Here is a 26,970-nt window from a genome sequence, read left to right on the forward strand (position 1 = left end):
ACTAAATCCATCCATAGACTCGATGATAGCGTTGCTCAGATTGATCCCCATATTATTCGTTCGATGAAAAACACCCAAAAAGGGATATATGGTGAGATTATTAGCGATCACCATATGAAAACGCGAGGCTTTATTAACTTGTTACCTGAAGACCGGCAAGTTAGGAAGATGACAGACAAACCTCGTGGGCGAGGTATTGACGGGGTTTATCAAAATTCCAATCCGCCACCGCCTTATGTTGTTACTGAAGCCAAGTACCGGACTGAAACTGGAAAATACATTGATCGCGATGGTATCGCACGAGATACCATGTTGACTACAACGAAAGGCAGCAAAGGTTATGAGTCTGCCAAACAAATGAGTGATAGGTGGATTTTAGATAGACTTGACGATGAAGTACCTCCCAAAATTCGAAGAGATATTGAAGATGAGGGCTATCAAAGATGGTTAATGATTGTTGATTCATCGGGCAGTGTGGTAAACGTGAGCCAATTGGATAAGAATGCAAAAGCTATAGGTATTGTAGAGCTATGAAGTTGAAAGTTGCAGATTTCGAAAAAATACGTAGAGAACCGTTATTAGTGTATGCTGAATATGAAGAATTGAACGATTTTTTTTGTGAAGACGATTCGTATAGGTATGATCTTTTAAAAGATAATAATAAAGAGTTAACTCACAGAGTTCGTATAAGTTGGTCTATGGTGAGTTCTCGGTTCCAAAGAGCGCTTTTAAATTATTCAGCAGGTAATAAGCTTGACGAGGTGAACATTTTATCTGACATTGCTCTGAGAGAATTACGAAGACATAAATCCGATTTCCATGATGAAAATTTCCTTTTCTGGGAACCCGATTCCTTTCAATTCTTGCTATGGTGCTTAAGCTTTGTAGCGCTAGCGGGAAAAACAGAGTACCTATCCACTATTACTCGCCTATATGGCACATCACCGGAAGTAAGTGGCGAGGCCTGTATGGCGCAGTTGTTCCGCTTGTTTAATGTACGTGGTATTCCAGACAACACAGAAGAAGCATTGGTCTTTCCCGACAGCTATCAGCATTTGTACAACGCGATAAAAACAGGGCCGCTCGAACCGAGCAAAAAAGAGCGTGAAGAAAGTGTAAAAGCTTACCTTCGTGGTTGGTATAAAGGCATGAAAGATTGCTATTGGTATGGCAGACACAAAAGACCTGTCGCTAATTTCTTTGGTTACTGGTCACTGGAAGCTGCCATGGTGACCTTGCTATTTGATTTAGACGATAGTAGTTACAGCCATTTGCCTTATTACCCTAAAGATTGGGTAGCAGAAGCACGCAAACAGGGCTTTGATGAAAGTCTATCGAAAGATAAGCTACCACCCATTTACATTGCTTTTCCTGAAACACCCTGCCCAATCAGTGGGTTATGGCAATCTAACCTGACTTCGGACGTTATCTCTCTCAAACAAGGGGAAACAATGCCCGGGCCGATACAAGATGATAATGACACCGCTTATTTCTGGGTGTTACAAACATCTTAATAACACGCGCCAAGCCTTACTAGATTGATTTAGAAGGACAAATTGATGGCTAAGGTTTTAAAAATTGGCGCTATATTGATAGCGCTCTGGGCCGCGCTTTTTTATGTGGTTTACCCAGCCTTTGAGTGATATGAGAGCACCAAGCCACCGTTTGGTTCATCTCCTGAAGATAGCTATATCTCAATCCAAGGGGCAAAACCCAAAGATGCCAAGGTCAAAGCCTACGGCACATTTTGTGGGTCTTGCAGAAAGCATAATACCTCACCGTTTATCCACGTTAGTGAGGCAATAAAGTGTATTTACTCTTCGTAGTTAGTGACGATACACGCTTGTGCCAATTGCTGATATTCGGTTTGCATGGTCACGAGAAAATCATCCGCACTGTCAAACGTCGCAATCGGTGTACCCAATACCACATCACAATTAAAGGGGACAAACATCGCGGTGCCTTTCGGTAGCGCGCGCCCTAACCCTCGCATCACAACCGGAACAACAGGGCAAGCTTGATGTTGATTAATCAAATGATAAATGCCTTTCTTTAAACCGCTCATGGTTTCCGGTGCACCGCGACTGCCTTCAGGGAATATGATCAAAATATCGCCCTGGTTGAGTGCCTTATGACACTCATCAAAAACCGCGTGACGATCACTGCTACTCGGAGAACGATGAATGGGAATAATGCCTAACACATTGAGTGACAGCCATGCCGAAACTTTGTTTTTAAGGAAGTAGTCCGCCGCCGCTACCGGGCGCACTCTGTGTACCATACTGATGGGAAAAAGCGCCAGCAACACCAAGGTATCTAGATGGCTGTTGTGATTCGCTGCGACCACCACTGGGCCCTTCAGCGGCAAGTTTTGCCTATTGATAAGGTTTAACCCTAAGCCAACAAACACCAATGGTTTCACGAATAGCAGGACGAACAGAACTTTGAACATTCTCATCGCGTCCTCCTAGTAGTAGAGATAGTAAATGAAATGGAAAAACAAAGGCGCCGTAAACATCAGGCTGTCAATACGATCCAGAATACCACCATGCCCAGGAATAAACTGGCTGGTATCTTTAATTTGTAAGTCGCGTTTGACTGATGAAATGACCAAATCACCAATAAAGCCGCTGAAGGTGATGATCATACCAGCGACTAAACCCTGCACGGAAGTTAGCGGTGTCAGATAAGGTGCAACAAAATAGCTGGTGATGATGATGGTTGCTGCACCACCGATAAAGCCTTCCCACGTTTTATTTGGACTGACTTTCGGTACAATTTTATGTTTACCAAAGCTCTTGCCCCACACGTATTGGCACACATCATTAAACTGGGTAAAGACTAACAAGAACAGTAGCATACCCATGGAGCCCGCCTCTGGGTTCTTACTAGGCAGTACTAAGAGATAGGCCATGTGGCTAACACAAAACACCGTTAGCATCAGCGCCCAATGAATGATACCAGCTGAGCGAATGAAACCTTTGGTATCACCAATCAATACCGCCACCATTGGCAGGTATAAGAACATGTAGACCGGAATAAAGATGATAAACATGCCATACCAACCGATCGACAACCAATAGTATTGAAATGGGATAGAGAGGTATGCCCAGAAAATCACTCGTCGATCGGCCATGCGGGTAGGCACTATTGAAAGGAACTCTTTCAGCGCCATAAAACTCAAGAAAGCAACAAAGATCAGCGTGTATTGGGTCGGCAGGTAGAGTACAACGAACACAATCCCTATCATCCACCACCAAGAGCGAATACGCAGTTTGAGTTCGTGATAATCTTTGCTTGGGTTACGGCGTGATAAATACAGATAAACCAGCGTACCAATCACCAGCACAAGTGTGATCGCCGCCATCATATGTAGCGAATGCATTGGGATATTAATCATGATCAATCTCCCCTATTGGCTTTTGGTCTGATTCTTTGGTTGGCGATTCGTCTTGTTGACAACCTTGTTCCGTCGCAGAAAGGGGGCTCAGTTGCGCTTTGGTATTAAAAATGAACACCAAACGACGCCAACAGGTCAATGCACAGCCAAGCACCATAACCAGCAGCGCGATATCCATTAAGTAGGCACTAATAAAGATTGGTAGGAAGCCAAACCATTGATTAAATGCCATCAGTAACAAGGTGACTGTCAGCAGTGCCATACGATGCTGTTTTGCCATTGGTCCACGAAAATCCGCAGGGCAATCCATACTCACGCCTAATACGCGAATATAAGCGGAAAGTACCGCAAGCAGTGCCGCTACCCAAGCAAGTGGCATAGCAAACGCAGAGTTAGCCACCAGGCCAGCAGCGATGATCAATAGAGGATCGGCGATGCGATCGGGCACATCGTTAAACAATTCCCCAGCAGGCGTTTTCTTACCGCCTTCTACAGCGACCATGCCGTCAAAAAGGTTACATAACAACCTCATTTGAATCATCAGAGCAAACAGCACCAACCAAATTGCCATTGGCCATAGGTGGTAGCCAATCGCGAAAATAAGACCAACTGCAGCAAAGGCCATACTCATTAGTGAAATTTGGTTAGGGGTGATGTTTTTCTGACTTAACCAAACGGCAATACGTTTGGCCACTGATATTTCACGCACCGCTAGAGGGCGACGATTAGGCTCATGCTGGGTTGGCATGTGGGGCATCTCCTGAAAAAGTACTGTTCCGATATCAAAACTCTGGTTCGTTGAGGCCTCGTGGATATTCAATTGACGATAATTGGCGGATGAGTTTGAATTCGGTCGCTGTCCCAAAAACCATAACATCCTGTTCACAGGCGTCCTAATTATGCCTGTTGCGTTAATCATAATTAAGCCCAAATAATATTTTATTTAGTGAGCTCGATACCATTAAATCGTAAAGGCTATTTTTATTTAGCAAAAAGAAGTTCAACCACCTAACCAATACCCTGTGTAATGGGAGCTAGATTCACTGACTGACAAGCGCTTTACTGATATATCATCTAGGATAAAAATAAATAACAATATAATCATTAAAACCGTAAGGTGAATAAGTGGAGTGAAGCGCATCAAATCGGTTTGGGCAAATCAATGAAATTGACGTGAAGCAACCGAGAGAAATATCTTCGACGACTCAATATTTCAAATAGCATTGTAAGAAAACAAGAGTACAAGATAATACTTGGTAGCTATTAGTTTTTACTCTTGCAGAATACAAAGCGAATCGTGTACCGATGTTTGTTCAAGCCACTGTGTGATAGAAGCACAAAGAGTCAGCTAACGCTCTGACTCTTTATATTAGAAACAGGATTTATTTCGGGATAGGGTAAAGATACCAAGCGGGTTACCCTTAGGAATTGGGCTGATAACCCTTCTTCATCATTAGTGTTTGCATCGCCTCTGCAAAGGTTGTTGTTCTGCCTTTGGCCTGAACCTGCACCACCTTAAACCCCATCTCTTCTAACGCTTGTCGTTCTTCCAAGACGGCGTGGTCATCTTGCTGGCTACCTTGGGCTGGCTGATGGATGTAGCACCCCTCCAATTGACCATCTTCAACCAATTGGTGATGTCTCAAGGTTTCAATATCAAAGTTCATAGTAAGTCTTTTATTTAAGTTCTTCGGGTTACATGCGTTTCAACGGCTTAACAACGCTGTCTAATCCTTCAATTTTTAGCGCAAGGCATAGCTTGAGGAGATCGCCCAGCTCGCCATTGGGAAAGCCCTTCTTGTCAAACCACAACAAATATTCTTCAGGAAGATCAATCAAAACGCGTCCAGCATATTTGCCAAATGGCATCTGTACGCGTGCTAATTTCAACAGGTTTTCTTTTTCTAACATGGTCTTGCTATTCAGAAACAACAGGGAGACTAGAGTACCATCGAAATCGACGACCAAACAGAAGAACTCACCTTATATTTGATTCAGAGTATGCGCGTACTCAACCACAATTTGGTTGCCTTCTATGTAAGCGTTTTGAATCTCACCATCAACACTCATACGGCTTTGAAGATAAACGATCTTAGGACCGGTTTCACTGGTTTCCTTGAGAGAGGGAAAAACCAGTTTAGCATCGAGATGGAGTAGTCGGCAGAATTGATTAATGAAGGACATGGTCAAAGGCTCGTCCCCACGCAAGAGCTGCGAAAAGCTCAGCTGGTTCATCCCTAATTTTTTAGCAAATTCCATTTGCGTAAGACGCATTTTGGACTTCTGAGACATCCATGTATTGTATAGTGCCTCTCTATCCTTCTCGGTAAATTCCATTGAGTGAATCCTTGTATCGCTTAGTATGATGAATTCTGAGCGTTATCATTCACTAAGATGTCAGCGAGGAGTTAACGTTAGTTAAAAGTTTGGTTTGTTCACTGCCTGTCTAGACATCACTTCGTCTGATAAAAAATAGCAATGTGCTTAAATCATGCCTTCAACACTAAGAAAAAAAGCGGCGCTTTACGCATCCGCTTTTTCAGTCAACTAAAACCAGCTCGAGATCAATCGTTTAAACCAGTCGACCAATTGTTTAAACAGGCTACCTTCTTCCACATCTGTCTGAGCAATGAGGTCAGTCGTGGCAACCTCATCTCCATCAACACTGTAAATGATGGTCCCAACTTTCTCCCCTTGACGAATCGGGGCGACCAATTCACGATCAAACTCGACTTCAGCCGTGAGCTTTGCTGCATTGCCTTTTGGTAAGGTCATGTAAATATCTTCTTCAACACCTACGCTCAGCTGATCTTGTTCACCCATCCAGATTTTTGCTTCGGTTACCGTCTCACCAGCTTTTGTAGGTGCAACTGTTTCAAAGAAGCGAAAACCATAACTTAGTAGCTGCTTACTTTCCGATTCACGGCTTTTGCTGCTGCTTGCCCCCATCACGACGGCTATCAAACGCATATCACCGTTGGTTGCCGATGTGGTTAAACTGTAGCCAGCACCACTGGTATAGCCCGTTTTCATACCATCGACATTCATACTGCGATCCCGTAAAAGACCATTTCGGTTATATTGTGTAATGCCGTTGTACGTGTACGAAGTCTCACTATAAAGAGGGTAGATATCGGGTAGATCACGAATGATGGCCTGGCCCAGCTTCGCGATATCAAGAGGGGTAGAATAAAGGCCACGACTGTCTAAGCCGTGTGGATTGGTGTACGCGGTATTCTCCAAACCCAGTTTTTCAGCCCAAGAGTTCATCAAATTGACGAAAGCCCCTTCACTGCCAGCGACGTATTCTGCTATCGCCACACTCGCATCGTTGCCTGACTGAACAATTAGGCCGCGATATAGATCCATCATAGGTACAGTGGTACCCACTTCAATAAACATCTTCGACGAATCTGGAAAGTTCTTTGCCCAAGCATTTTTGCTGATCACAACTTGATCATCCAAGGTGATATTACCGGCTTTCACTTCCTGCCCCGCAACATAAGCGGTCATCAGTTTGGTCAAACTCGCTGGGTTTAACCTAGTATTCGCATTCTTTTCAACCAACACCTTTCCAGTGTTGTAGTCAATCAATACATACCCCTTAGCCCCTAATGTCGGAGGATCAGGGATAATTGTAGGCGCCGCATTGGCATTGCATGTCGCAGCGATAGAGGAGAAAAGTACTGCTTTTAGAAGAAACGTTTTTTTCATGGGACGTTACCAACTCTAGTCACAATCGGAGTATTTATGATGAATTTGAGTATAAACAAACATCAATGAAATTTATTCGCTTTGTAATCAATCGTTACGCTTATTGAAAAGTTTTATGAAATTATGAGAGTGTGACTCCACATACGGTTAGATTAATACAAAAAAGCCAGTGTTCACAACACTGGCTTTACCCGTCTAGTTTATTTCAACGATTATGTCTGAGCTTCTTGGACCTTATTGGGCTTAGGGGTAATGCTGTCTCGGTAGCTGAACCACAAATAAGTCACGATTAAAGAGAAGAAGAGGTAGGACAATGCGAATACCAATGGAGACGTAATCAACTCTTCCGACATACTCCAACTCACACCGATCACCGTAATGGTTAACTTAGAGAGCATACCGCAGATAAGTAATAGCAATGCAAGCTGAGGGAAACGTGTGGTTCTGAACGCAAACCAGTAACAACTACCCACAGCCAACGCAGAGATAGAAAGCCCCAACATGAAAGAGTGAAGGTGATCAGCGGATAGTATACCTGCTGAAATCGATGCCATTATTACCAGAAATAGTTTCATCTTTAACCTCGCTTTTTAAATGGGAAAAAGCTTCCTTTCATTCTTGCAAACTCATTTTGCATATATTTTCGCCGTTTTAACACTAAATTCAACCCCTAAATTGATACATTTTTTGTCCACCATATACCCCCACTCCACATGTAAAATAACGGTTAACAAAACAATAGGTAAGGTTCCAGACAGTTCAAGCTTTTAAGACACTAAAACAGCAAAAAGAGAAATATAAGGTTACATTTTAGTAACAATATTTACATCTATAGTTATTGCCAATTTTGTGATCTGGTGCGTTTTCGCTCATCGATTAGCGAGTCAAATAGCCGCTTGAAATCTAAGTTCTCGCTTTTGGTTCTGTTACTTTGTGAAATATCAGAAAGAGTGTGACTCTAGCCACTGTTCAATAGATTGACACTCGAATAGAACATATCGCTCTGGTACCTTTGCGCGCATTCGATATTTCGTACTACATACCATGCCTTCAGAGTACAGAATCAAAAAGATCGTCGAGATCGGTGATACCTTACATCGTAGTGGCTGCGCTCCCTACAAATTAGAAAAATACACTCAATTTTATGCTCGTAAACATGGCGTCGATGTCATGATTCAAGCAACGCCAACCACGGTTAATTATCAGTTTCCCGACGATAACAATGCTGTGGTGATGAAACGCCATCAACCTGCTTCGATTAATCTCAGTTTACTGGCTAATACCATCATTAGAATTAACCAACCGAGTAAGGAGCCCGTTCCGGAACCTGTCGGCTACCCCAAATGGGTGATCGCACTTGCGAACATGGGCATTCCTCCAGCATATCTGATGCTAGTAGGCAGTACGTTAGAGGCGGTGTATATATCCATCTTTCTCGGTTTTCTCGCTTGGGGTGCACAACAAGTCTGCAAAGCTAGACGCTCCATTGCGGTGGAGTTTGTGGCTGCCTTGGTGACTGGTGTTCTCGTCGCCTTTTTCGCAAGTACCAGTGTCGATCTTCCCGTATGGGCGTTGTGTATCGCCGCTATCGTCCTATTTGTCCCTGGTTTATCCATCGCTAACTCACTCGAATGTCTGGCATTTAACGATTTGGTATCTGGAACAAGCCTGCTAGGTCAGAGCTTTCTCACCCTAATCAAATTGTTTGTCGGCATTATGATGGGTTTGAACATCGGAGAAGCCATTTGGGGGCAGCCGGATATCACTTCTTACGTCAATGAGATACCGACTTGGCTCCATATCTCAGGCCTATTTCTCATTTCAGCCTCCCTTGGCATCATTTTTAATGCCAGACCAACAGACATTCTGCTTGGTTTGCCAGTTGCTGTACTTGGCATGTGGGGACCGTTTTACCTAGGTTTCGAAAGTGGTTGGGTCGTGGGGACTTGGATTACCACCGTACTGATCACGCTCTACGGCACTTGGGTAGCGAAGAAGATGGAACTCACAGGGTCTATCTATATTGTCCAGGGCATCATCATCTTGGTACCAGGTAGTCGAGTTTTGGTCAGTGCTGGGCAATCTGTGTTTGAGCAATCCATTTTACCTATTCCCAGTATTGGTCTTTCAGCACTGTTTATGTTTTCAGCGATCGTCGCTGGTCAGGTAACGGCTTATTCTATCTACTCTCCGCGAATCGAACGATAGTTACAACCCGTAGCGATAAATAGAGCCCTATTCGAAAGCAGCTGTTTAAGCAGCTTTTGAATAGGGCTCTTTGCCCTTATGTTTTAGCTTGCGTGTAAAGCTTCCCTTTCCTTTTCCTGCCTTTTCGACACGTGTTTTAAATAGTTGACTGGTGACAACCGCTTTTAGCGCATTATCTTGTACTTCACCTCGCCCGACGTCTAAATTCGCTCGAAGAGAAGCGACATCATTCTTTTTTTTTCTGGCACTCTTGCCCATAATTTTGTCCTGCTTTGATTTTACAAACGACTACCATTCGATGATAAATTACTCATCAAGGCCATATTTGGTAGAATAAATCACTAAACAAACGAATGTTACACTATCTACAGCCCATACAGTAATATTTCCGAAACTATACATAGCGCAAGTTTCGGATGAAAAGAGCATAGTAACGGAAAACTATCATATGAATTTTATTGACTTAGTGCCACTTAGCTTTAGACTAGAGGGCAGCTAGAAAACGGTTCTTGTTTTTATTTCGCCGTTTCGTTGGATTTCTTGTATTTCTTCCGTAACGTCGTGCGCAATAGCAATCTCCTTTTCCACGCTATCGTTGCCGTCATGGCTTTTACAAGATTTATCAAGGATATACATTATGTCTAACACTGTTACTGGTACAGTTAAATGGTTCAACGAAACTAAAGGTTTCGGTTTCATCCAACAAGAAAACGGCCCTGACGTTTTCGCTCACTTCTCTGCAATCACTGGCGACGGTTTCCGTACTCTAGTTGAAGGTCAAAAAGTTGAGTTCACTGTATCTCAAGGTCAAAAAGGCCCACAAGCTGAGAACATCAAACTAGTTTAATTTTTAACTAGCTAGATAAAGTTTTATAATAGCCAGCTTCAAGCTGGCTATTTTTTTATGTGTAGTAAACGACTATGGCACTCAAACCCACTATCTATAAGTTTCGAATTTCGCTCTCGGACACTAACCGTGACGTCTACGACTCTCCGCAACTAACTATCGCACAGCACCCATCAGAAACCATTCCACGAATGATGGCGCGTATTCTGGCTTACTGTATTCAATATCAACCAGAACTTGCATTCACTAAAGGCCTATCTTCGATTGAAGAACCGGATCTCTGGATCAAAGCACTTGATGATACGATCCTACACTGGATTGAAATTGGTGAACCTTCCCTTGATCGTATTAAGAAAGCCACTCGCTTAGCTAAAAGGGTCGACATCTTCACCTTTACCAGCAAATCTGACGTTTGGTGGGCACAAACCAAAAACAAATCTCACCAATATGACGCCAATATATATCGACTCAGTGCAGAAGGCATCGATGCTTTGTCCGAAGTCGTTGAACGCGGAATGGATTTATCCGTGATGATTACTGGCAGCAGTTTGTTTATTGACTGTGACAAAGGCTCATTTGAAGTTCAGATCGAGACTCTACAATCTAATGACTGATCTGGAACAGGCATTCACAGCTATTAGCGCAGAGTCACTGGACGCCGTAAAGGAACATCCCAAACTGTGGCAGCAGTTTTTGCAGCAACAATCGGCCTTGTTTGACAAAGTAAAACAGAATAAACCCAATAGCGCCGACGAATCCCATTTACTCGGCATCATGACGAAAGCGCATATTGAGTGCCTGTCTCGCGTTGAAACCAACCGAGAAGCGGTTCAAGCCATGTGGAAAGCATTACACGATAACCTTGGTGAGCAAAATGCCAAGCAATTCGAGTATCAAGATTATCAAATGCTAACTCTGGTAACACATGTCTGGCTCTATATTCAGGGTTATCTGAAAATGGATTTCAGCCTGGCTAATGACCACGCTGCAACAACCGCTAATCTACAAAACGACCTTTCTGGTCTAGATGTCAATGCCATCCGGACACAGTATCTCGCGAGCTACTACTTAGGAAACGACAACTCCCCAGTAACGCAACGAAGCAATCCTATCTGGAGCTGGTTCAAACGCACCTTCGGTTGATTAAAAAGGGCTTCCCAATGGGAAGCCCTTTATCAATCTTAAAGATTGGTATGAGGTCCAAACACTTCGTAGTGAATTCGATCTCTTGTCACACCCAATCCTTCTAACTGCTTAACCACCACTTCCATAAACGCGACCGGCCCACAAAGATAAAAGTCAGCACTGCTTAACGGTAACTCGCGTTCCACTAAAGACAGGTTCATCTGTCCTTCGAAATGAGCCTGATCGTTTAAGTACCATGTAAACTGCTGCCAACCGCGCTGTGAAATCAGCTGTTCTGTTTCACTCTTGAAGGTATGTTGTTCAGCGTTATTACAAGCGTAAAGGTACGAGACGTCTTTTTTATTAGCCGCAGCCAATGTTTGCAGCATCGACTGGATTGGTGTCGCGCCAACGCCGGCAGAAATCAGAACCACTGGCGCGTCTTTATCTTGATAGTAGAAATCACCTGCTGGTGCATATAAATGAACTGTATCGCCTTCATTTACTTCGTCATGCATGAAATTAGATACCAATCCATTGTATTCCCCAACTTCACGTTTAACAGAAATTCGGTAGTTTTTGCCATTAGGTTTCTGAGACAGAGAGTACTGACGAATTTCATTGTGCTCGCCTGCAGACGGCTTAACTTCAACACCAACGTACTGGCCAGGGTTGTAATCCAACACATCACCACCATCCTTTGGTTCAAGCACAAAACTGGTAACGTATTCTGATTCAGGTTGCTTCTGTTTAACCACAAACTGACGTGCGTTTTCCCAGCCACCAATGGCTTGCTTACGCTGAAGATACAGCTCGCCTTCACGATCAATAAACACTTTTGCCAAGAACAGATATGCCGCTGTCCATGCCTCTTCCACTTCTTTGGTAAATGCCTCTGAAGCCAATTCGCGCAAGGTTTCAATTAGGTGATGGCCAACAATCTGGTAGTGTTCAGCTTGAATGTTAAAGCTGGTGTGTTTGTGTGCAATGCGTTCAACTGCTGATGTCAGTGCTTCAAGGTTTTCAATATTCTTGGCGTAAGCCGCTACCGCTTCAAACAGAGCAACACTTTGACGACCGGTTTTCTGGTGCGTCATGTTGAAGATATCTTTCAGCTCTGGGTTGTGCGAAAACATTCGTTGATAAAAATGCTGTGTTAAAGCCGGGCCAGCATTTTCTAACAAAGGGATGGTACTTTTTACGACTTCGATATGTTGATTGTTGAGCATCTTGATTCTCTCCTCAGTGGGGGGGTTATCTTTTCCCTTCTATGAGCACAATTGATGCCAAGTTTAAAAACTACCTAATTACTTGGATTTTATAGTATTATCCTTTGACATAATGTCATTATGACACAGTTGAATTATGTCCAAATGACTCTAAAATATAATAATCACACATTCGTATTGGTTACTTTTACTTCACTGCATTTTGCACATAAGTAACCGACGCACTCTGGAGCTTAGCCTTACCATGCAAGACATTTCAGTTTCTACACTGATCGATATGACCATTGGCCTCGCGACGGGTCACAACGAACATGACCGATTCAATAAGTTGCTTGATGCGATTCGTAAAGCCATCCAATGTGACAGCGTCGCTTTACTGTCTCTGCAAGGTGACACTTTGGTTCCACTTGCCATTCAAGGTTTAACAAGAGACACACTAGGCCGTCGTTTTAAAGTTGAGGAACACCCAAGATTCGAGGCGATCTGCGCATCAAAAGCCGCAGTGCGTTTCGACGCTGACTGTGAACTGCCTGATCCATTCGACAACCTCCTTCTCGATTACGATGGTGACCTGCCGATGCACGCCTGTATGGGGTTACCTTTGCTATACTCGGACAAACTACTTGGCATCCTGACGCTTGATAGCTTAACACCCAACGTTTTTGACCAAATCCCTACTCGCAGTTTAGACGCCCTGTCCGCAATATTAGCTTCAACGCTTAAAGTGGCAATGACCGTTAACCAACTAGAACACCAAGCTAAGCAGACACAGCAAAGATTTGAAGAACTCAATGAAGATGCATGGGAGCGTGATGGAGGAGAGATCATTGGAACCAGCAGTAAAATGATCTCGTTGAAATCGGACATTGATGTAGTCGCTCCATCCAACTTTAACATTTTGATCAACGGAGAAACAGGGGTAGGCAAAGAGCTTGTAGCGCGTAGCCTCCATCATTTATCTCATCGTCGTAAGCAGCCCCTGGTCTACGTCAATTGCGCGGCTATCCCAGAAAGCTTGGTCGAAAGTGAATTGTTTGGCCATGTAAAAGGCGCCTTTACCGGGGCAGATAAATCACGCCTTGGCAAGTTTGCCCTTGCCGATGGCGGTACCCTATTTCTCGATGAGATTGGTGAACTGCCACTCGCGGCACAAAGTAAGATTCTACGGGCCTTGCAGAACAATGAAATCCAGCCAGTTGGGCAGGATAAGGTCGAGACCATCGATGTGCGTGTGCTTGCAGCGACCAATCGTGACCTAAAAGAAGAAGTCAGCGAAGGCCGTTTCCGTTCTGATCTCTACCATCGCCTCAGTGTTTATCCGATCAGCGTGCCGCCACTCCGACAACGTGAAGGCGATATCGTTTTGCTAGCGGGTTATTTTTTAGAGCAGGCTCGTCGTAAACTGGGAATAGTGCAAATAAAGCTCGGGAAAGATGCCCAACTCGTACTTTCGCGTTATAACTGGCCGGGTAACGTGCGAGAGCTGGAACATGTCATTAATCGCGCGGCTTTAAAAGCCCGAGCAAAGGGCAACAATGGCAAATTGATCACCGTATCCATTGACGATATCGGTGAGCTCCATTCTCTGCCCACCGAAAACTCGGTGGCGATACCAAGCCCTGCAAAACAGATTGAAGCGATAAATGGAACTCAGGGGCTACGTGAGTCGACAGAAGCTTTTCAGCGAGAACTCATTACACTTGCGTTAACCGAAGCAGAATTTAACTGGGCTAAAGCGGCCAGACAGCTAAAAACCGACCGAGCAAATCTAACCAGGTTGGCAAAACGATTAGGTATTACTGTCACTAAGCAGCACAAGATAAGTACTAATTAACAGGGAACTTGGTTACAATGCCAACACTCATTATTCGAGATACAAAAGTGGGAGAAAACCCACATTAAAGTCGCTCAATTTGTTGTTTTTGAAAGGAAGATTATGAAGTTCATCCGTTGGTTCCTTGGCCGTGTTATCCTATTGCTTAACTTTGTCTTCTCACCAAAAGGCGTGAAGCGTACGCAAGAAGACCAGCAGGCGGTCAATGAAAAAGCTCAGTCTCTTGCCCTCTATCAGTTTGAGGCGTGCCCATTTTGCGTCAAAGTTCGTCGTGCTATGAAGCGTCAGTCAGTCAATGTTGAGCTGCGCGATGCTAAAACAAATCAGGCACACCGTTCTGAACTCGAAGCTGGCGGTGGCAAAATCAAAGTGCCATGTCTGAGAATCGAGAAAGAAGGCAAAGTAGAATGGATGTACGAGTCTTCTGATATTGTGGCTTACTTGGAGCAAGAGTTCGCCTAAATTGCGCTAAGGAAAAGTTCATGGATGTTGTTGTGCTGGAAATTCCCGAGATTAAAGCGATCGTCTTTGATCTGGACAATACTTTAGTCAGCTCAGACTTGGACTTTCAATGGTTACGAACACAAGTCGGCTGTCCCAAGGACGTCGACTTGTTGACTTTTATCGATGAGCTGGAGTGCACTCAATCTGCTCTAAGGGCCAAACAGTTAGTCCTTCAACACGAGCTGGATGATGCAGATCATTCCTCGCCTATGCCCGGCTGTCATGAGTTACTTGACTTCATCGCCAAACAGCAACTTCACACCGCGATCATTACTCGCAACTGTCAACAAGCTTCTCAGCGCAAGGTTGCCCACAATCAGCTTAATATTTCTCGTATCATCAGTCGCGAACATTTCCCACCTAAACCGGCTCCAGATTCACTTCTAGCACTCGCAAAAGAGTGGCAATTGGATCCGCAACAAATTCTCTACGTAGGTGATTATGTCTATGACCTACAAGCAGCAAGTAACGCGTGTATGCCGTCTTGTCTCGTGACTCATGGTAAACCGAGTACATTTACTCAACATGCTTCATTGACCGTGAATCATCTCAGCGATCTATTGGACTTGTTCTCAACTTTTTATCAACAAAAAAACTGAAACTATTTCATGACTTAGCAGAAAGTAACCAATGGTTAAAAGTTGATCTGTGTGCAACAATAAAGTTCTAAACCTAAGATCTGCGAACTGGATAATGTCAAAGAATAAAGTTTTAGTACTCTATGCCCACCCCTCTCAGCGACGCTCTGAAGTTAACCAACCACTGTTTAAAGCCTGTCATGCAGTCGAAGGAGTTACAGCGGTTGATCTGTATTACGAATACCCGACCTACAACATCAATATCGATCGTGAGCAACAACGCCTAATCGACCACGATGTAATCGTATTTCAATTCCCACTTTACTGGTATTCAACACCTTCAATTTTAAAAGAGTGGCAAGACTTGGTATTGGAGTACGGCTTTGCTTATGGCCACGATGGTACTGTATTACACGGTAAAAAGTTTCTTTGTGCTCTCACTGCGGGTGGTCAAGAAGAAGCGTACCAAACAGAAGGATACAACCACTTCACCATACGTGAATTACTCCAACCTCTTGAACAAATGGCGACACTGACAGGTATGGAATACCTTGCTCCATTCGCTCTGTTTGGTGCACGTACCGCGAAAGAAGACGGTCGTATCAAAACACATGTTGAGGCTTGGCAAGCACTGTTATCGGCATTGGTTGAAGATAGAGTCGATTACGACAAAGCTGCAAAAGTCGAAAAACTCTGCCACTGTTTGGATGAAATTATTGTAGGAGGTTTACAATGACCGGTTATTTCCTACAGGCATTTATCTATCTTGTTGCCGCTGTCATCGCTGTTCCTATTGCAAAGCGACTTGGGCTCGGTTCTGTACTCGGTTATTTAATTGCAGGCGTCGTCATTGGACCGATCATAGGTTTAGTTGGAGAAGAAACAACCACCATCCAGCATTTTGCTGAATTTGGTGTTGTGATGATGCTGTTTTTGGTCGGCCTTGAGTTAGAGCCAAAGATGCTCTGGTCAATGAGAAATCGCTTGCTTGGCTTAGGAGGATTACAAGTCGGTGGGACAACAGCGGTCATCATGGGTGTCGCTTTACTGTTTGACCAACCATGGACTATTGCCCTTGCAATTGGTTTGATCTTCGCACTTTCTTCAACAGCTATCGTACTACAGACCTTTAATGAAAAGGGCCTCAACAAAACAGAGGGGGGGCAGAATGCCTTCTCGGTATTGCTGTTCCAAGACATCGCCGTTATTCCTATGCTGGCGTTTATCCCACTATTGGCACTCCCCGAGTTGGTGGAACAAGCTCAGGCGGCGGTCAGCAGTGCAGCCGATCACCATGATGAGCTCAGTTTAGTCACAGGTTTACCGGGTTGGGCGTATGCCTTGGTGATTATTGGCTCTGTTATTGGTCTGGTCGTTGGAGGACATTATTTAAGTCGTCCACTATTTCGTTTCGTCGCCAGTTCAGGGCTTCGTGAAATTTTTACCGCTACGGCATTAATGTTAGTTGTCGGTATCGCGGCACTGATGAGCTTAGTTGGTTTGTCCCCAGCACTAGGGACTTTCCTTGCAGGCGTTGTTCTGGCAAACAGTGAATTTCGCCACGAGCTTGAGTCCAACATCGATCCGTTTAAGGGCTTATTGCTTGGCCTGTTCTTCATCACCGTTGGGGCTGGCATCAATTTTGGTATCCTGTTCGACGACTTTGCACTTATCATCGGTTTAACACTGGGCGTAATGTTGCTCAAAGCGACCATTCTTTACGTGTTAGCGTTGATATTCCGTATTAAAAACAGCAACAAGTGGCTGTTTACACTCAGCTTGGCCCAAGCAGGCGAATTCGGTTTCGTCTTGCTTAGTTTTACGGTGCAGAATCATGTCATTCCACAAGATATTGCTCAAACTCTGTCACTGGTGGTCGCCCTTTCGATGTTCCTGACTCCGGGTTTATTTATCCTGTTCGATAAAGTCATTTTGCCAAGATTTGAGCTTGAGTCGAATGACCGTGAAGCCGATCAGATTGAAGAAAAAGGCACCGTCATCATTGCGGGTATCGGCCGCTTTGGACAAATTGTAAATCGATTACTTGTTGCTAATGGGGTCAAAACTGTGGTGCTTGATCATCAGGCTGCTCAAGTGGATGTCGTACGACGTATCGACACCAAAGCTTACTTTGGTGATGCCACTCGGCCTGACCTACTTCACACGGCTGGTATTGAAGAAGCCTCTATGCTGGTTATAGCCATTGATAACCCTGAAACCAGCGTTGAGCTGACCAAGTACGTCAAACACACGTATCCAAAGGTCAAAGTGTTGGTTCGTGCCTTCGATCGAGGCCATGGCTACCTATTACGTCAGGCTGGCGCTGACATTATCGAGTCAGAAACTTACCATTCTGCGCTTGAACTTGGAGCACAGGCCTTGAAATCTCTTGGATACCACCCATTTCATGTAGAGCAACAACGAACTGCGTATCGCCGAATTGAAGACAAGAAATCCGACATGCTTTATCAGGCTTGGGAAGATGACTCTGAAGGCGAACGATTTGATAACAACTACCGAAAACTCTTTATGCACCTCGAAGAGCAAATAAAACTGGCGATGAATACCGATCGCTCAGACAAACATGAGGGTGGTGAGCGAGGCTGGACACCGCCACCCAAAGGTTATGCTGAAGAGTTCAAGGAAGAATAAGTTGAGACCGGGGCACTGCCTCGGTTTTTCTTTTACAGAATGATTGAATGATATGACTGCTACAAACATTGAAAACTCCCCATCACTGGGTCAACAGCTGTTCAAAATGACATGGCCAATGCTATTTGGTGTCTTGTCTTTGATGAGCTTTCAGTTGGTCGACAGTGCTTTCATCGGCCAGCTTGGCGTACTACCGCTTGCAGCACAGGGGTTTACCTTACCAATACAGATGATCATTATCGGCATTCAAGTCGGATTAGGTATCGCAACAACCGCCGTAATCGCCAAGGCTATCGGGGCTAACAACACACGCTTTGCCCACCAGCTTGGAGGTTTGGTGATTGCCATGGGAACTATTGGCGTTGCGGTTATCTCTGTGTTTATTTACCTTATTCGAGTCCCTATCCTACAGTTACTCAGTGCTCCAGAAACCCTGTTTCCTGTGATTGACAGCTACTGGATCTACTGGCTGATCAGCGCTTGGACAGGTGCTCTACTCTATTTCCTTTACAGTGTTTGTCGAGCCAATGGTAATACTATGTTGCCAGGCACAATGATGATGGTCACCAGTGTGCTTAACCTGATCCTAGATCCCATTTTCATCTTTACTCTCGATCTCGGGCTAAACGGCGCTGCCATCGCAACCATTATCGCCTTTGGTATCGGTATCCTGATCGTTGCACCTAAGGTTACACGCAAACATTGGATGAGCTTTGACTGGCATGATCTCAACATCGCGCAAAGTGTTAAGTCGATTGGTAATATCATGGGGCCAGCGATGATCAGCCAGTTGCTACCACCTTTGTCTTCGATGTTAGCCACCAAATTACTTGCAGGGTTTGGCACTGCCGCAGTCGCTGCTTGGGCGTTGGGATCAAGGTTCGAGTTTTTTGCTATCGTCTCAGTGCTTGCTCTGACAATGTCAATGCCACCAATGGTCGGTCGATTGCTAGGGGAGAGAAACATCACGGATATACGTCGACTCGTAGTCATCGCCAGCCAGTTTGTGATTGGACTTCAACTCCTGATTGCTGCCATTACCTGGCTATCAGCAGATTGGCTAGCTTCATTGATGACCAGTGAATCTCAAGTCACTGAGATTTTAATCTGGCACTTATTGATTGTCCCTGTCAGCCTTGGACCACTAGGCATCTGCATGCTAATGGTATCCATTGCCAATGCATTGGGTAAATCCTACACAGCCTTAACCATGTCAGCGCTGCGTCTATTCGCGTTCTTCTTGCCTTGTCTATGGCTGGGAGCACATTTTGGCGGAATAGAAGGGCTATTTTGGGGCTCTATGGTTGGTAACCTATTAGCTGGTATCTGTGCATGGCACATGTATCAAAAAGCACTGAGGCAGATTGAAGCCAATCTTGAGCGATAAAACTGATTGCCTTTCCTCACTATGCTGGTTAATCTGGTTTTTCATCACTAAGGAATATCTCTGATGCAAATTTCGTTTACTTACCTTTGGCTCCTTCTCATTGCCTGTAGCCGGTAGGTAAACCTGTGCCTGGCTACGAGAAAACGTAGCCAGCCTAATTCTTCTCGTAGCCCAACTCTCAATAAAGGATACGAGAATAATGACCGAAAACACCCAGACGATTCGACCTCCTGCTTTTCGCGCCACTCAAGTTGGCCTATTGCTGGCTCTAGCGGGTTGTCTACTCTTCTCCATTAAACCTGTACTGATCAAGATCGCCTACCAATACGATGGTGACGCAACTTCTATCATGGCACTACGTGCATTCAGCTCTCTGCCTCTTTATCTGGCCATGTTGGTGTATTTGTGTCGCACACCAGACAATCGTACCAAGGCCAAGCAACATGGTCTTAAAGCCGCAGCTATCGGTATCATGGGCTACTACATCGCAAGCTATCTGGATATCGCCTCATTGGAGTTCATCTCTGCTCAATTAGAGCGACTACTGATTTTCTTGTTCCCCACTTTTGTCGTGCTCATTAGTTGGGCTCTGTATCGGCAGGTCCCAAGCCGTCGGGTCATTGTGACCACATTGCTTGGCTATATTGGTATCTCTTTGATCTTTGTCCATGACTTTAACACCCTTGGCAGCTTTGTTTTATTCGGCAGCGGTCTCGCCATCATGTCAGCCTTAGTGTTCGCCTTTTATCTTGTGTGGAGTAAGCCGCTCATCTCAAAAATGGGTAGCTCTCTGTTCACGAGCATTGGCATGGGAAGTGCCGGAGTCGCAATCGTCATTCACCTGCTATTAAGTCAGGCAGAAATCTACAGTTGGAGCTCAGAGCTTATTACCATCGGCGTTACATTAGGTATTTTTTGTACGGTTGTTCCTTCCTATTTGATTGCGGCCGCGATGGCGCGCTTGACACCGACTCAATTGAGCCTAACCAGTAATATTGGCCCTGCGATCACTGCGATATCTGCAGTACTCGTATTAGGGGAAGCATTTACTGTTTGGCACGCTATGGGAATGACTTTGGTTGTATTTTCGGTTTACCTGCTCAATAAACCTAAAACCCACTAGCCCGTCATCGCTAGCGTCGCAATACCGTAAAAGGAAGCAGGCTGTTTCTTCGGTTTTTTTGATGAAGTACAACAAGATAGATAGATGACGTACTACCAAGAACATCGTATGATTCAGCCTACTATTTTTCTACCACGACGATTATGGCTTCAAGACCCCATCACCCTATACAAGGCGCAAGCTGGATGCTTACGGCTGGTTTAGCCTTTGCCTTGGTTAATAGCCTCGCTCAGGTCGCCAGTATTAATTTCGGCTTATCTTCCACGACTGTCGCATTGATCCAATATGCGATCGCTCTGGTTGTCATTCTGCCCTATTTAAAAACATTGGGCATTCGACATTCTCTGCGTACTCAACATCTCGGAATGCACATCTTCCGGGTATTTCTTTCTGTAATCGGAATTCAACTCTGGCTATGGGCTCTGGCTTATCCGGTGCCAATCTGGCAAGGAATAGCCCTACTGATGACGTCACCACTTTTCGCAACGGTTGGTTCAGGGTTGTTCCTTAAGGAAAAAGTGGGTATCGCACGATGGGGAGCTACGCTGTCCGGATTTATCGGTGCTATGATCATTCTGGAACCTTGGGCCGATGACTTCAGTTGGGCAGCACTACTCCCCGTAGGCGCCGCTTTCTTTTGGGCTTGTTATTCCTTAATGGTTAAAAAGCTCTCTTCTGATGATTCTCCATCCACTATGGTGGTATATCTCCTGATCCTCATCACCCCATTCAACATCTTACTCGCTATTCCTGACTGGCAAACCCCTGTAGGCGGCACCATCTGGATGGTGTTGTTCGCCGCAGGCGTACTGACAGCATTAGCTCAATGGGCTATTGTGAAAGCATACTCGGTTGCAGATGCATCGTTTGTTCAACCCTTTGATCATGCCAAATTACCATTGAATGTACTGGCGGGGTGGATCGTATTCAGTTGGGTGCCACCTGGTCGATTATGGCTGGGCGCGGCGATCATTATCGTATCTGTTGCTTTTATTACACATTGGGAATCAAAAAAATCTCGCCAAATGAAATAAATATCCGCCATTACCGTTCTATTAACTAAAGGTAACTATGGGAGAGAGCTCTATGACAGATCCAATCAAATTAACACTCTATCGCTGGGGCGGCAGTTGGGGGCCGTTCAGTGTTAAAATTCCATGTGGTGAGTGCACACTAACAAAAGACATTCTTAAAGATACATTTGAGAATGAGTTAGCGGGTATCCCTGTAGAATTGGAAGTAAAAGATTGGCTCTCTCATTGGTGGGAACCTTTGAAAGTGGGTGCGTGGCATGCACCTATTCTGATGGTAGAAGGCAAAGTTGTCAGTCAAGGTGAAGCCTTAAACCGCGGTGTTTTGGTCCAATCGATCATTCAGGAATGGACCAAGCGTGATACGTTGAAAGGCAACATTGTTTACGGCAAAGCGACCTGCCCTTACTGTGTGAAAGCAAAGAAATTACTTGATGACGCTGGGATTGATTACCAGTATCACGATGTCGTTAAAGACAGCGCGGCTCTGTATCGCATGATCCCAGAAGTGAAAGCCATTATCGGTGAAAAAACACCAGTGACTGTACCTCAGATATGGCTTGATGGTCATTACATTGGTGGCGCAGATAACCTGCAAGCTTGGCTAGCAGAAAAAGGCTTAAGTAATGTGCCCGATAACGTGGTAACCATAGACAACAGCCAAAGCTCCGTTGGTTAAAAAGAAACAAAGCCCCAAATATGGGGCTTTGTTTTTATAGAAAACGTAAACTCGACTATTTTGCGCGTTTAGGTTGTTGGTATGTTTTACCTGCTGCCTGATAGGTATCTTTGCGCTTTACATCAAACATCACTTCAAAGAACCAAGCTACAAATCGAATCAAGTCATCGCCTTCATTCATCACATGCTCAACGTATTCTTGCTCTTCACCGTGATCGTTTTCTTGCATCGTCACATGGTAAATGCGTTGTTCACCGTCAACTTCTGCCAAAGCAAACTGACCTGTTAGAGACTGCGCCGCCTCAGCAACTTCTTCATTTTCATGTTGTTTCAACACTTCAAGTGCTTGTGGTAAGTTCTCTTTTTCACAAAGCGCAGTGACTAACTCTTCAAATTGTTTGTGTTCCATCGTCGACCTCTCAGATCGTCATTTCAATCATTGAGGCGCATTGTAGCAGGGGCTTTACTCCTTTCAAGCAAACTCTTGGCCTACAGCGCGTCTCACACGGCTTGAATACAGTACCATTGCCATTAGGCTCGCAGAGATCAGATAGACCATGCCTAACGCTAATTGGCTCTCTATCCAGTTTTCAACCAAATATCCCCCCAACACACCAGCCAAACACATCTGAATAGCTCCCGACAAGGCAGAGACTGATCCCGCTTGCCGTTTATGTGGTCCAAGCAACATGCTAATTGAGAGAGGGAAAGACAAGCCCTGCGCAATGGTCATCCAGGTAAAGGCCCAGATGATATTAAACAGTGTCAAACCTGTCACTATCAGCCAAGTACCAGACGCCAACATGATCGCTATCGCTAAGACCATCAGTTGATGCGCGTTCAGATAGCGATTGAGTACATTCAGAGCCAGCGTACCAATCAATAGCCCCGCGGACGGTATCACCATGACCGAACCATATTCGGCAGCCGTTAAGCCCAATTCATGCTGTAACATGAAAGGCATTACAGACAAAGAAACCATACAAGCAAGGTAAGTAATCCAGTTATAGCTTGCGCTACTCAATACCTGTTTGTTGGTGATCAATTCTCCATAGTTTTTGACTACTTGGCCTACCTTGAATGATGTTCGGCCGTAGTTCATGGTCTCAGGTAAGATGAAGTAACCCAGTGTAAAAATTGCAGCTAGGTAGACCAGAACAAAAATAAACACGGCTTCCCAACCCAGATAGAATGCTGCCCAGCCACCAAAGACAGGCGCGATCACGGGCATAATTGAGGCCGTAACAGACACATAAGAGAGAGCTTTGGTTAGCTCTGCGCCATCGTAGCAGTCACGCAGCACACTTCGGCCTAATACAGATGCACTGCCCGCCCCGAGACCTTGCAGAAGACGGCCCAACGCCAATATCCATAAGTGATGAGAAAACAGCAAACAAATCACCGTCCCGATCAGGTATATCCCTTGGCCAAGAAGAAATACCGGACGACGTCCAATCGCATCCGACAGTGGGCCATAAAAAAGCTGTGAAACACCAAAGCCAACTAGAAACAAAGTGACGAGAAGTTGGACATCAGCTTGGTTAACCTGAAGCGTCTCACTGATCATGGGTAATGATGGTAGATAGATACTCACACCTACCTGACCCGTTGCAATTATCATCATCGCCAGCAGAATCGGCGTTCTCTTCATAACATCACCTCGTTTACTCTTTATGCAATTGAGTTTAAATTCGATGCTAATGAATGATAATATCCTCAATTGGAAACTAATTAGTTCCTATAAAGAATCAATTGGGGGAAGGATGGATTGGATTCAAAGTGTTCAAAGTTACATTCGAGTGGTCGATGAAGGCAGTTTCAACGGCGCCGCAAGAAAGATGAATACCACCAGCTCGGCGATCAGTAAGCGGGTTCATTGGCTCGAAGAACGTATTGGGGTGCAGTTACTGAAACGCACGACACGTACCGTAACTCAAACTGAAGCAGGGGCCCTATTCTATGAACGTGCAAAAGTTCAGCTCGAAGGCTGGCAATCCATTGTCGATGAAACCCGCTCGGTAAATCAGACACCCGCCGGGCTACTCAAGATTGGCGCAACCATTGCCGTCGGCTCTAAGTTTTTGGTCCAATACCTCGATGACTTTTTGCAAATGTACCCGGAAATTCGAATCCAGCTCATCACCACCACACCAGGTCAGTTGCCTGAACTTAGTTTGGATCTGTTTATCAGTCGAGAAATTGAGCAGTTGAATTCACTTAGCTTTAAGGCATCTGCCCTATTCGAACACAAGGCAGGTTTCTACGCGTCACCAGACTATTTAGAAAAATATGGCGAACCTAAAACCATTGACGAGCTGACACAGCACAACGCGTTAGTATGGGGTGAACGTCCACAACGTGAAATCACCCTGACCAACGGAAAAAAAATTGTCCTTTCAGGCAACCTCGCCACCACCAATCCAGAAGCACTGTTCTATGCAGCAAAAAATGCTATGGGTATTTTGATCTCCAATGATGTCATGATCAAAGATGAAATCAGATCCGGCACATTAAAGCGTATTTTGCCCCGAATAACCGCTGATGAAGCAACAGTTTACGCCTATTATCCGAAGCTTGACTATCAACACACCCGAACCAAATTATTCTTGGACTATCTGAAACAGCGTTTAGCGAGAGAACAAATGCAGGAACATTAATCTAAAAAAGTGGCTGAGGTGATTTGAATTATTATGAGATCTATACCATATTTTGGTTGAACCAATACCAACAAATAAGTGATTACAGTCACGGCAAGGTAGGTTACTCAAATGGCTAGGTTACAACAACAAACCACATCGATGGATTTAGATGTGGTGAACAAAACGCTTCAACTCGATGGGCCTGCGTTACTCGACAAGGTCACGCTTGTACTACACAAACACTTTGAGTCCTTTTGCACCTGCATTATTGAAATTGATAAGTTCAATTCAAATGCGCAAACCTTGTCCCATGCGTGCAACAATACGTTAGGTCAAACCATCTCCTATGCCCTGCGGGGCACACCTTGTGAGCATGTCAGAAAGTCGGACCGCGATTATATTCTTTATGATAACAAGGTTGATCAAGAATACCCGCAAGACCCTTACCTCATACAGCACCAAATAAAAGCTTACTTGGGGGTACCAATAAGAACTCGCTCTGGAGATGTGCTCGGTGTACTACTGTCTACGTTCAAAACCCCTATCGAAGATAGTGACGCACTCATTTACTACCACAAGTTATTTGCTAACGTGGTGGTACATAGCTTGAGATCTAAATGGCTTGCTGCCCGCTCTGAGAGTTTGGTCAATCAGCTGAGTTACGAAGTCTCTCATGATAATCTCACTGGTTTACTTAACCGCAGTTTCTTGTCAGACAAACTAGAACGACTATCTGAAGAGCGGAAGGATGGATTTACACTCGCTTACGTCGATATTGATAGCTTTAAATCCGTCAATGACTTGTATGGCAATTACATCGGCGATCAAGTGATCAAGTTTGTCGCCAACGCAATTGAGTCCTCAATTCAAGACAGACAATTAGCATTTAGAATTGCTGGCGATGAATTCGCCTTCATCACCTACAACGGTGACCCGCTTGAAGTATGTCGGACTATTCTTGGCAAATTGGAGGGTGGTTACAAAGACTCGGCGCACAATATTAAAATTAGCGTCAGTATTGGTATTGCCAGAAAAACGGATCATAGACTAACCGCCGATCAGTTGATTCTTAACGCTAGCCTCGCGCTCAAAGATTGTAAGCGTTCAAGAAACTCTCAAGTCCAGTGCTACGATACTCATTTGAGTGCGCAATATTATCGACGAACCATGGTGATAGATGCACTTCGTAACGAATTGTCACCTGCCAACCTTAAACCCAGTGAAATCTACGTGCTCGCCCAACCAATTGTGCATTGTGATCAAGATAACTGGGACTACTTCGAAATTTTAGCACGTTGGGAAAGCAAAACTTTAGGTATGATTTCGCCTTTAGAGTTCATCGAAGCGGCTGAACAGTCTGGACTCATTGTAGAATTGGGAGAACGTATCATCGATCTCGCCTGCCAGGCGAAAAAAGAGCTTGAACAAGGTTTAGAGTATCAGGTTAAACTTGGCATCAATTGCTCGGCTCATGAACTCAATGATACCAATCGCTATCTGGCACATCTCACGTCAACCATTAGCAAATATGGTTTCAAGCCGAGTGAGTTTACCATTGAACTCACAGAAACCGTGCTTCTCTCACGCACCAGCGAAATAAGATTCATACTCAACCAGCTTAGAGTACTCGGTTTCACAGTGGCGTTAGATGACTTCGGTACCGGATATTCGAGTTTGAATTACATCCACAGTTACCCGATTGATTGCATCAAAATCGATGCCACTTTCATTCGTAATATGCTGTGTAACGAAACCTCTGAACACGTGGTCTGGCTCATCATTCAATTAGCGAAGCAGCTCAACGTTGAGCTAGTCGCAGAGGGTGTGGAAAGTAAAGAAGCACTCGATAAGTTGCATGAAATGGGCTGTAACCAGATCCAAGGCTATTTCTACTCACGTCCCGAAAAGCCTCAAATCCTGATTGAGCGACAGGAAGAACTCACTATGTCCAGTGAACCATCAACCGTGGTCAACATGTTTGACTCATAAAAAGCACTATGGGTGTCGTTAAACTGCTAGG

27 protein-coding genes and 2 pseudogenes are annotated in these 26,970 nt (G+C 44.7%); 17 read left to right on the plus strand and 12 right to left on the minus strand.

The annotated features are described in order from the left end of the window. Both TW84_RS24515 and TW84_RS02370 read left to right on the plus strand, forming a co-directional pair. A pseudogene (locus TW84_RS24515) lies at positions 1-534 on the plus strand (hypothetical protein); the annotation flags it as partial. After that, on the plus strand, positions 531-1,514 hold the full coding sequence (locus TW84_RS02370) for a PoNe immunity protein domain-containing protein (protein WP_045974080.1): 984 nt from the start codon (positions 531-533) through the stop codon (positions 1,512-1,514). The pseudogene TW84_RS24515 and the gene TW84_RS02370, both read left to right, overlap by 4 nt. Positions 1,515-1,813: 299 nt before the next feature. Here the strand turns inward: TW84_RS02370 and TW84_RS02375 are convergent, their stop codons facing one another. The 8 genes from TW84_RS02375 to TW84_RS02410 form a co-directional block, all read right to left on the minus strand. Continuing rightward, positions 1,814-2,458, minus strand: coding sequence for a lysophospholipid acyltransferase family protein (locus TW84_RS02375; protein WP_045974081.1), 645 nt, complete (start codon positions 2,456-2,458; stop codon positions 1,814-1,816). 9 nt (positions 2,459-2,467) lie between these two features. Then, positions 2,468-3,400 (minus strand): phosphatidate cytidylyltransferase, encoded by a 933-nt coding sequence (locus TW84_RS02380; protein ID WP_045974082.1) that lies wholly within the window; start codon positions 3,398-3,400, stop codon positions 2,468-2,470. Beyond that, entirely contained in the window at positions 3,393-4,148 is a 756-nt protein-coding gene (locus tag TW84_RS02385; protein ID WP_157633995.1) for a CDP-alcohol phosphatidyltransferase family protein, read from the minus strand. The genes TW84_RS02380 and TW84_RS02385 overlap by 8 nt, the downstream gene beginning before the upstream one ends. A gap of 673 nt (positions 4,149-4,821) precedes the next feature. Further along, positions 4,822-5,067 (minus strand): hypothetical protein, encoded by a 246-nt coding sequence (locus TW84_RS02390; protein ID WP_045974083.1) that lies wholly within the window; start codon positions 5,065-5,067, stop codon positions 4,822-4,824. A 28-nt stretch (positions 5,068-5,095) separates the two neighbouring features. Further along, the gene (locus tag TW84_RS02395; protein WP_045974132.1) at positions 5,096-5,311 is read right to left on the minus strand and encodes a DUF3820 family protein; all 216 of its coding nucleotides are present in this window, start codon (positions 5,309-5,311) and stop codon (positions 5,096-5,098) included. 72 nt (positions 5,312-5,383) lie between these two features. Next, the gene (locus TW84_RS02400) at positions 5,384-5,737 is read right to left on the minus strand and encodes a helix-turn-helix domain-containing protein (protein ID WP_045974084.1); all 354 of its coding nucleotides are present in this window, start codon (positions 5,735-5,737) and stop codon (positions 5,384-5,386) included. A gap of 210 nt (positions 5,738-5,947) precedes the next feature. Continuing rightward, a complete protein-coding gene (locus tag TW84_RS02405; RefSeq protein ID WP_045974085.1) occupies positions 5,948-7,114 on the minus strand; it encodes a D-alanyl-D-alanine carboxypeptidase family protein in 1,167 nt (388 codons plus the stop codon). Between the two features lie 212 nt (positions 7,115-7,326). After that, a complete protein-coding gene (locus TW84_RS02410) occupies positions 7,327-7,689 on the minus strand; it encodes a hypothetical protein (protein WP_045974086.1) in 363 nt (120 codons plus the stop codon). A gap of 469 nt (positions 7,690-8,158) precedes the next feature. Between TW84_RS02410 and TW84_RS02415 the strand changes: the two genes are divergently transcribed. Beyond that, the gene (locus tag TW84_RS02415; protein ID WP_045974087.1) at positions 8,159-9,322 is read left to right on the plus strand and encodes a threonine/serine exporter family protein; all 1,164 of its coding nucleotides are present in this window, start codon (positions 8,159-8,161) and stop codon (positions 9,320-9,322) included. Here the strand turns inward: TW84_RS02415 and arfA are convergent. After that, positions 9,298-9,580, minus strand: a pseudogene (gene arfA / locus TW84_RS02420) (alternative ribosome rescue factor ArfA). The gene TW84_RS02415 and the pseudogene arfA overlap by 25 nt on opposite strands. A gap of 379 nt (positions 9,581-9,959) precedes the next feature. On the opposite strand from arfA, the gene TW84_RS02425 reads away from it, so the two are divergent. The 3 genes from TW84_RS02425 (at position 9,960) to TW84_RS02435 (ending at position 11,312) form a co-directional block, all read left to right on the plus strand. Next, positions 9,960-10,169: a cold-shock protein gene (locus TW84_RS02425; RefSeq protein ID WP_006960450.1), complete on the plus strand. Its 210-nt coding sequence runs from the start codon at positions 9,960-9,962 to the stop codon at positions 10,167-10,169. Positions 10,170-10,243: 74 nt separating this feature from the next. Further along, complete coding sequence (locus TW84_RS02430; protein WP_045974089.1) at positions 10,244-10,783, plus strand: YaeQ family protein; 540 nt, start codon at positions 10,244-10,246, stop codon at positions 10,781-10,783. Next, positions 10,776-11,312: a hypothetical protein gene (locus TW84_RS02435; protein ID WP_045974090.1), complete on the plus strand. Its 537-nt coding sequence runs from the start codon at positions 10,776-10,778 to the stop codon at positions 11,310-11,312. The genes TW84_RS02430 and TW84_RS02435 overlap by 8 nt, the downstream gene beginning before the upstream one ends. A 38-nt stretch (positions 11,313-11,350) precedes the next feature. Here TW84_RS02435 and hmpA read toward each other — a convergent pair whose 3' ends face one another. Next, on the minus strand, positions 11,351-12,523 hold the full coding sequence (gene hmpA / locus TW84_RS02440; protein ID WP_045974091.1) for an NO-inducible flavohemoprotein: 1,173 nt from the start codon (positions 12,521-12,523) through the stop codon (positions 11,351-11,353). A gap of 244 nt (positions 12,524-12,767) precedes the next feature. Here hmpA and norR point away from each other — a divergent pair, with 244 nt between their 5' ends. The 9 genes from norR (at position 12,768) to TW84_RS02485 (ending at position 22,311) form a co-directional block, all read left to right on the plus strand. Continuing rightward, positions 12,768-14,357 (plus strand): nitric oxide reductase transcriptional regulator NorR, encoded by a 1,590-nt coding sequence (gene norR / locus TW84_RS02445; protein ID WP_045974092.1) that lies wholly within the window; start codon positions 12,768-12,770, stop codon positions 14,355-14,357. A gap of 102 nt (positions 14,358-14,459) precedes the next feature. Then, positions 14,460-14,819: a glutaredoxin family protein gene (locus TW84_RS02450; RefSeq protein WP_045974093.1), complete on the plus strand. Its 360-nt coding sequence runs from the start codon at positions 14,460-14,462 to the stop codon at positions 14,817-14,819. Between the two features lie 20 nt (positions 14,820-14,839). Beyond that, complete coding sequence (locus TW84_RS02455) at positions 14,840-15,460, plus strand: HAD family hydrolase (protein ID WP_045974094.1); 621 nt, start codon at positions 14,840-14,842, stop codon at positions 15,458-15,460. A 94-nt stretch (positions 15,461-15,554) separates the two neighbouring features. Further along, complete coding sequence (locus TW84_RS02460; RefSeq protein WP_045974095.1) at positions 15,555-16,175, plus strand: NAD(P)H-dependent oxidoreductase; 621 nt, start codon at positions 15,555-15,557, stop codon at positions 16,173-16,175. Further along, the gene (locus tag TW84_RS02465; RefSeq protein ID WP_045974096.1) at positions 16,172-18,091 is read left to right on the plus strand and encodes a monovalent cation:proton antiporter-2 (CPA2) family protein; all 1,920 of its coding nucleotides are present in this window, start codon (positions 16,172-16,174) and stop codon (positions 18,089-18,091) included. The genes TW84_RS02460 and TW84_RS02465 overlap by 4 nt, the downstream gene beginning before the upstream one ends. 52 nt (positions 18,092-18,143) lie before the next feature. Continuing rightward, positions 18,144-19,478, plus strand: a complete 1,335-nt coding sequence (locus tag TW84_RS02470) for an MATE family efflux transporter (RefSeq protein WP_045974097.1) — start codon at positions 18,144-18,146, stop codon at positions 19,476-19,478. Between the two features lie 199 nt (positions 19,479-19,677). Continuing rightward, entirely contained in the window at positions 19,678-20,601 is a 924-nt protein-coding gene (locus tag TW84_RS02475; RefSeq protein WP_045974098.1) for a DMT family transporter, read from the plus strand. Between the two features lie 143 nt (positions 20,602-20,744). Then, positions 20,745-21,635: a DMT family transporter gene (locus TW84_RS02480; RefSeq protein ID WP_045974099.1), complete on the plus strand. Its 891-nt coding sequence runs from the start codon at positions 20,745-20,747 to the stop codon at positions 21,633-21,635. Positions 21,636-21,687: 52 nt separating this feature from the next. Next, positions 21,688-22,311, plus strand: a complete 624-nt coding sequence (locus TW84_RS02485) for a glutaredoxin domain-containing protein (RefSeq protein WP_045974100.1) — start codon at positions 21,688-21,690, stop codon at positions 22,309-22,311. 55 nt (positions 22,312-22,366) lie between these two features. On the opposite strand, the gene TW84_RS02490 is transcribed toward TW84_RS02485, so the two are convergent. Then, positions 22,367-22,720: a hypothetical protein gene (locus tag TW84_RS02490; protein ID WP_045974101.1), complete on the minus strand. Its 354-nt coding sequence runs from the start codon at positions 22,718-22,720 to the stop codon at positions 22,367-22,369. Positions 22,721-22,783: 63 nt separating this feature from the next. After that, positions 22,784-23,962, minus strand: coding sequence for a multidrug effflux MFS transporter (locus TW84_RS02495; RefSeq protein WP_045974102.1), 1,179 nt, complete (start codon positions 23,960-23,962; stop codon positions 22,784-22,786). Between the two features lie 112 nt (positions 23,963-24,074). On the opposite strand from TW84_RS02495, the gene TW84_RS02500 reads away from it, so the two are divergent. Both TW84_RS02500 and TW84_RS02505 read left to right on the plus strand, forming a co-directional pair. Then, complete coding sequence (locus tag TW84_RS02500) at positions 24,075-24,968, plus strand: LysR family transcriptional regulator (RefSeq protein ID WP_045974103.1); 894 nt, start codon at positions 24,075-24,077, stop codon at positions 24,966-24,968. Positions 24,969-25,079: 111 nt separating this feature from the next. Next, complete coding sequence (locus tag TW84_RS02505) at positions 25,080-26,939, plus strand: sensor domain-containing phosphodiesterase (protein WP_045974104.1); 1,860 nt, start codon at positions 25,080-25,082, stop codon at positions 26,937-26,939. Positions 26,940-26,970: the final 31 nt, after the last annotated feature.

Origin of the sequence: Vibrio neptunius, from assembly GCF_000967495.1 — a bacterium.
GTDB lineage: Bacteria > Pseudomonadota > Gammaproteobacteria > Enterobacterales > Vibrionaceae > Vibrio > Vibrio neptunius.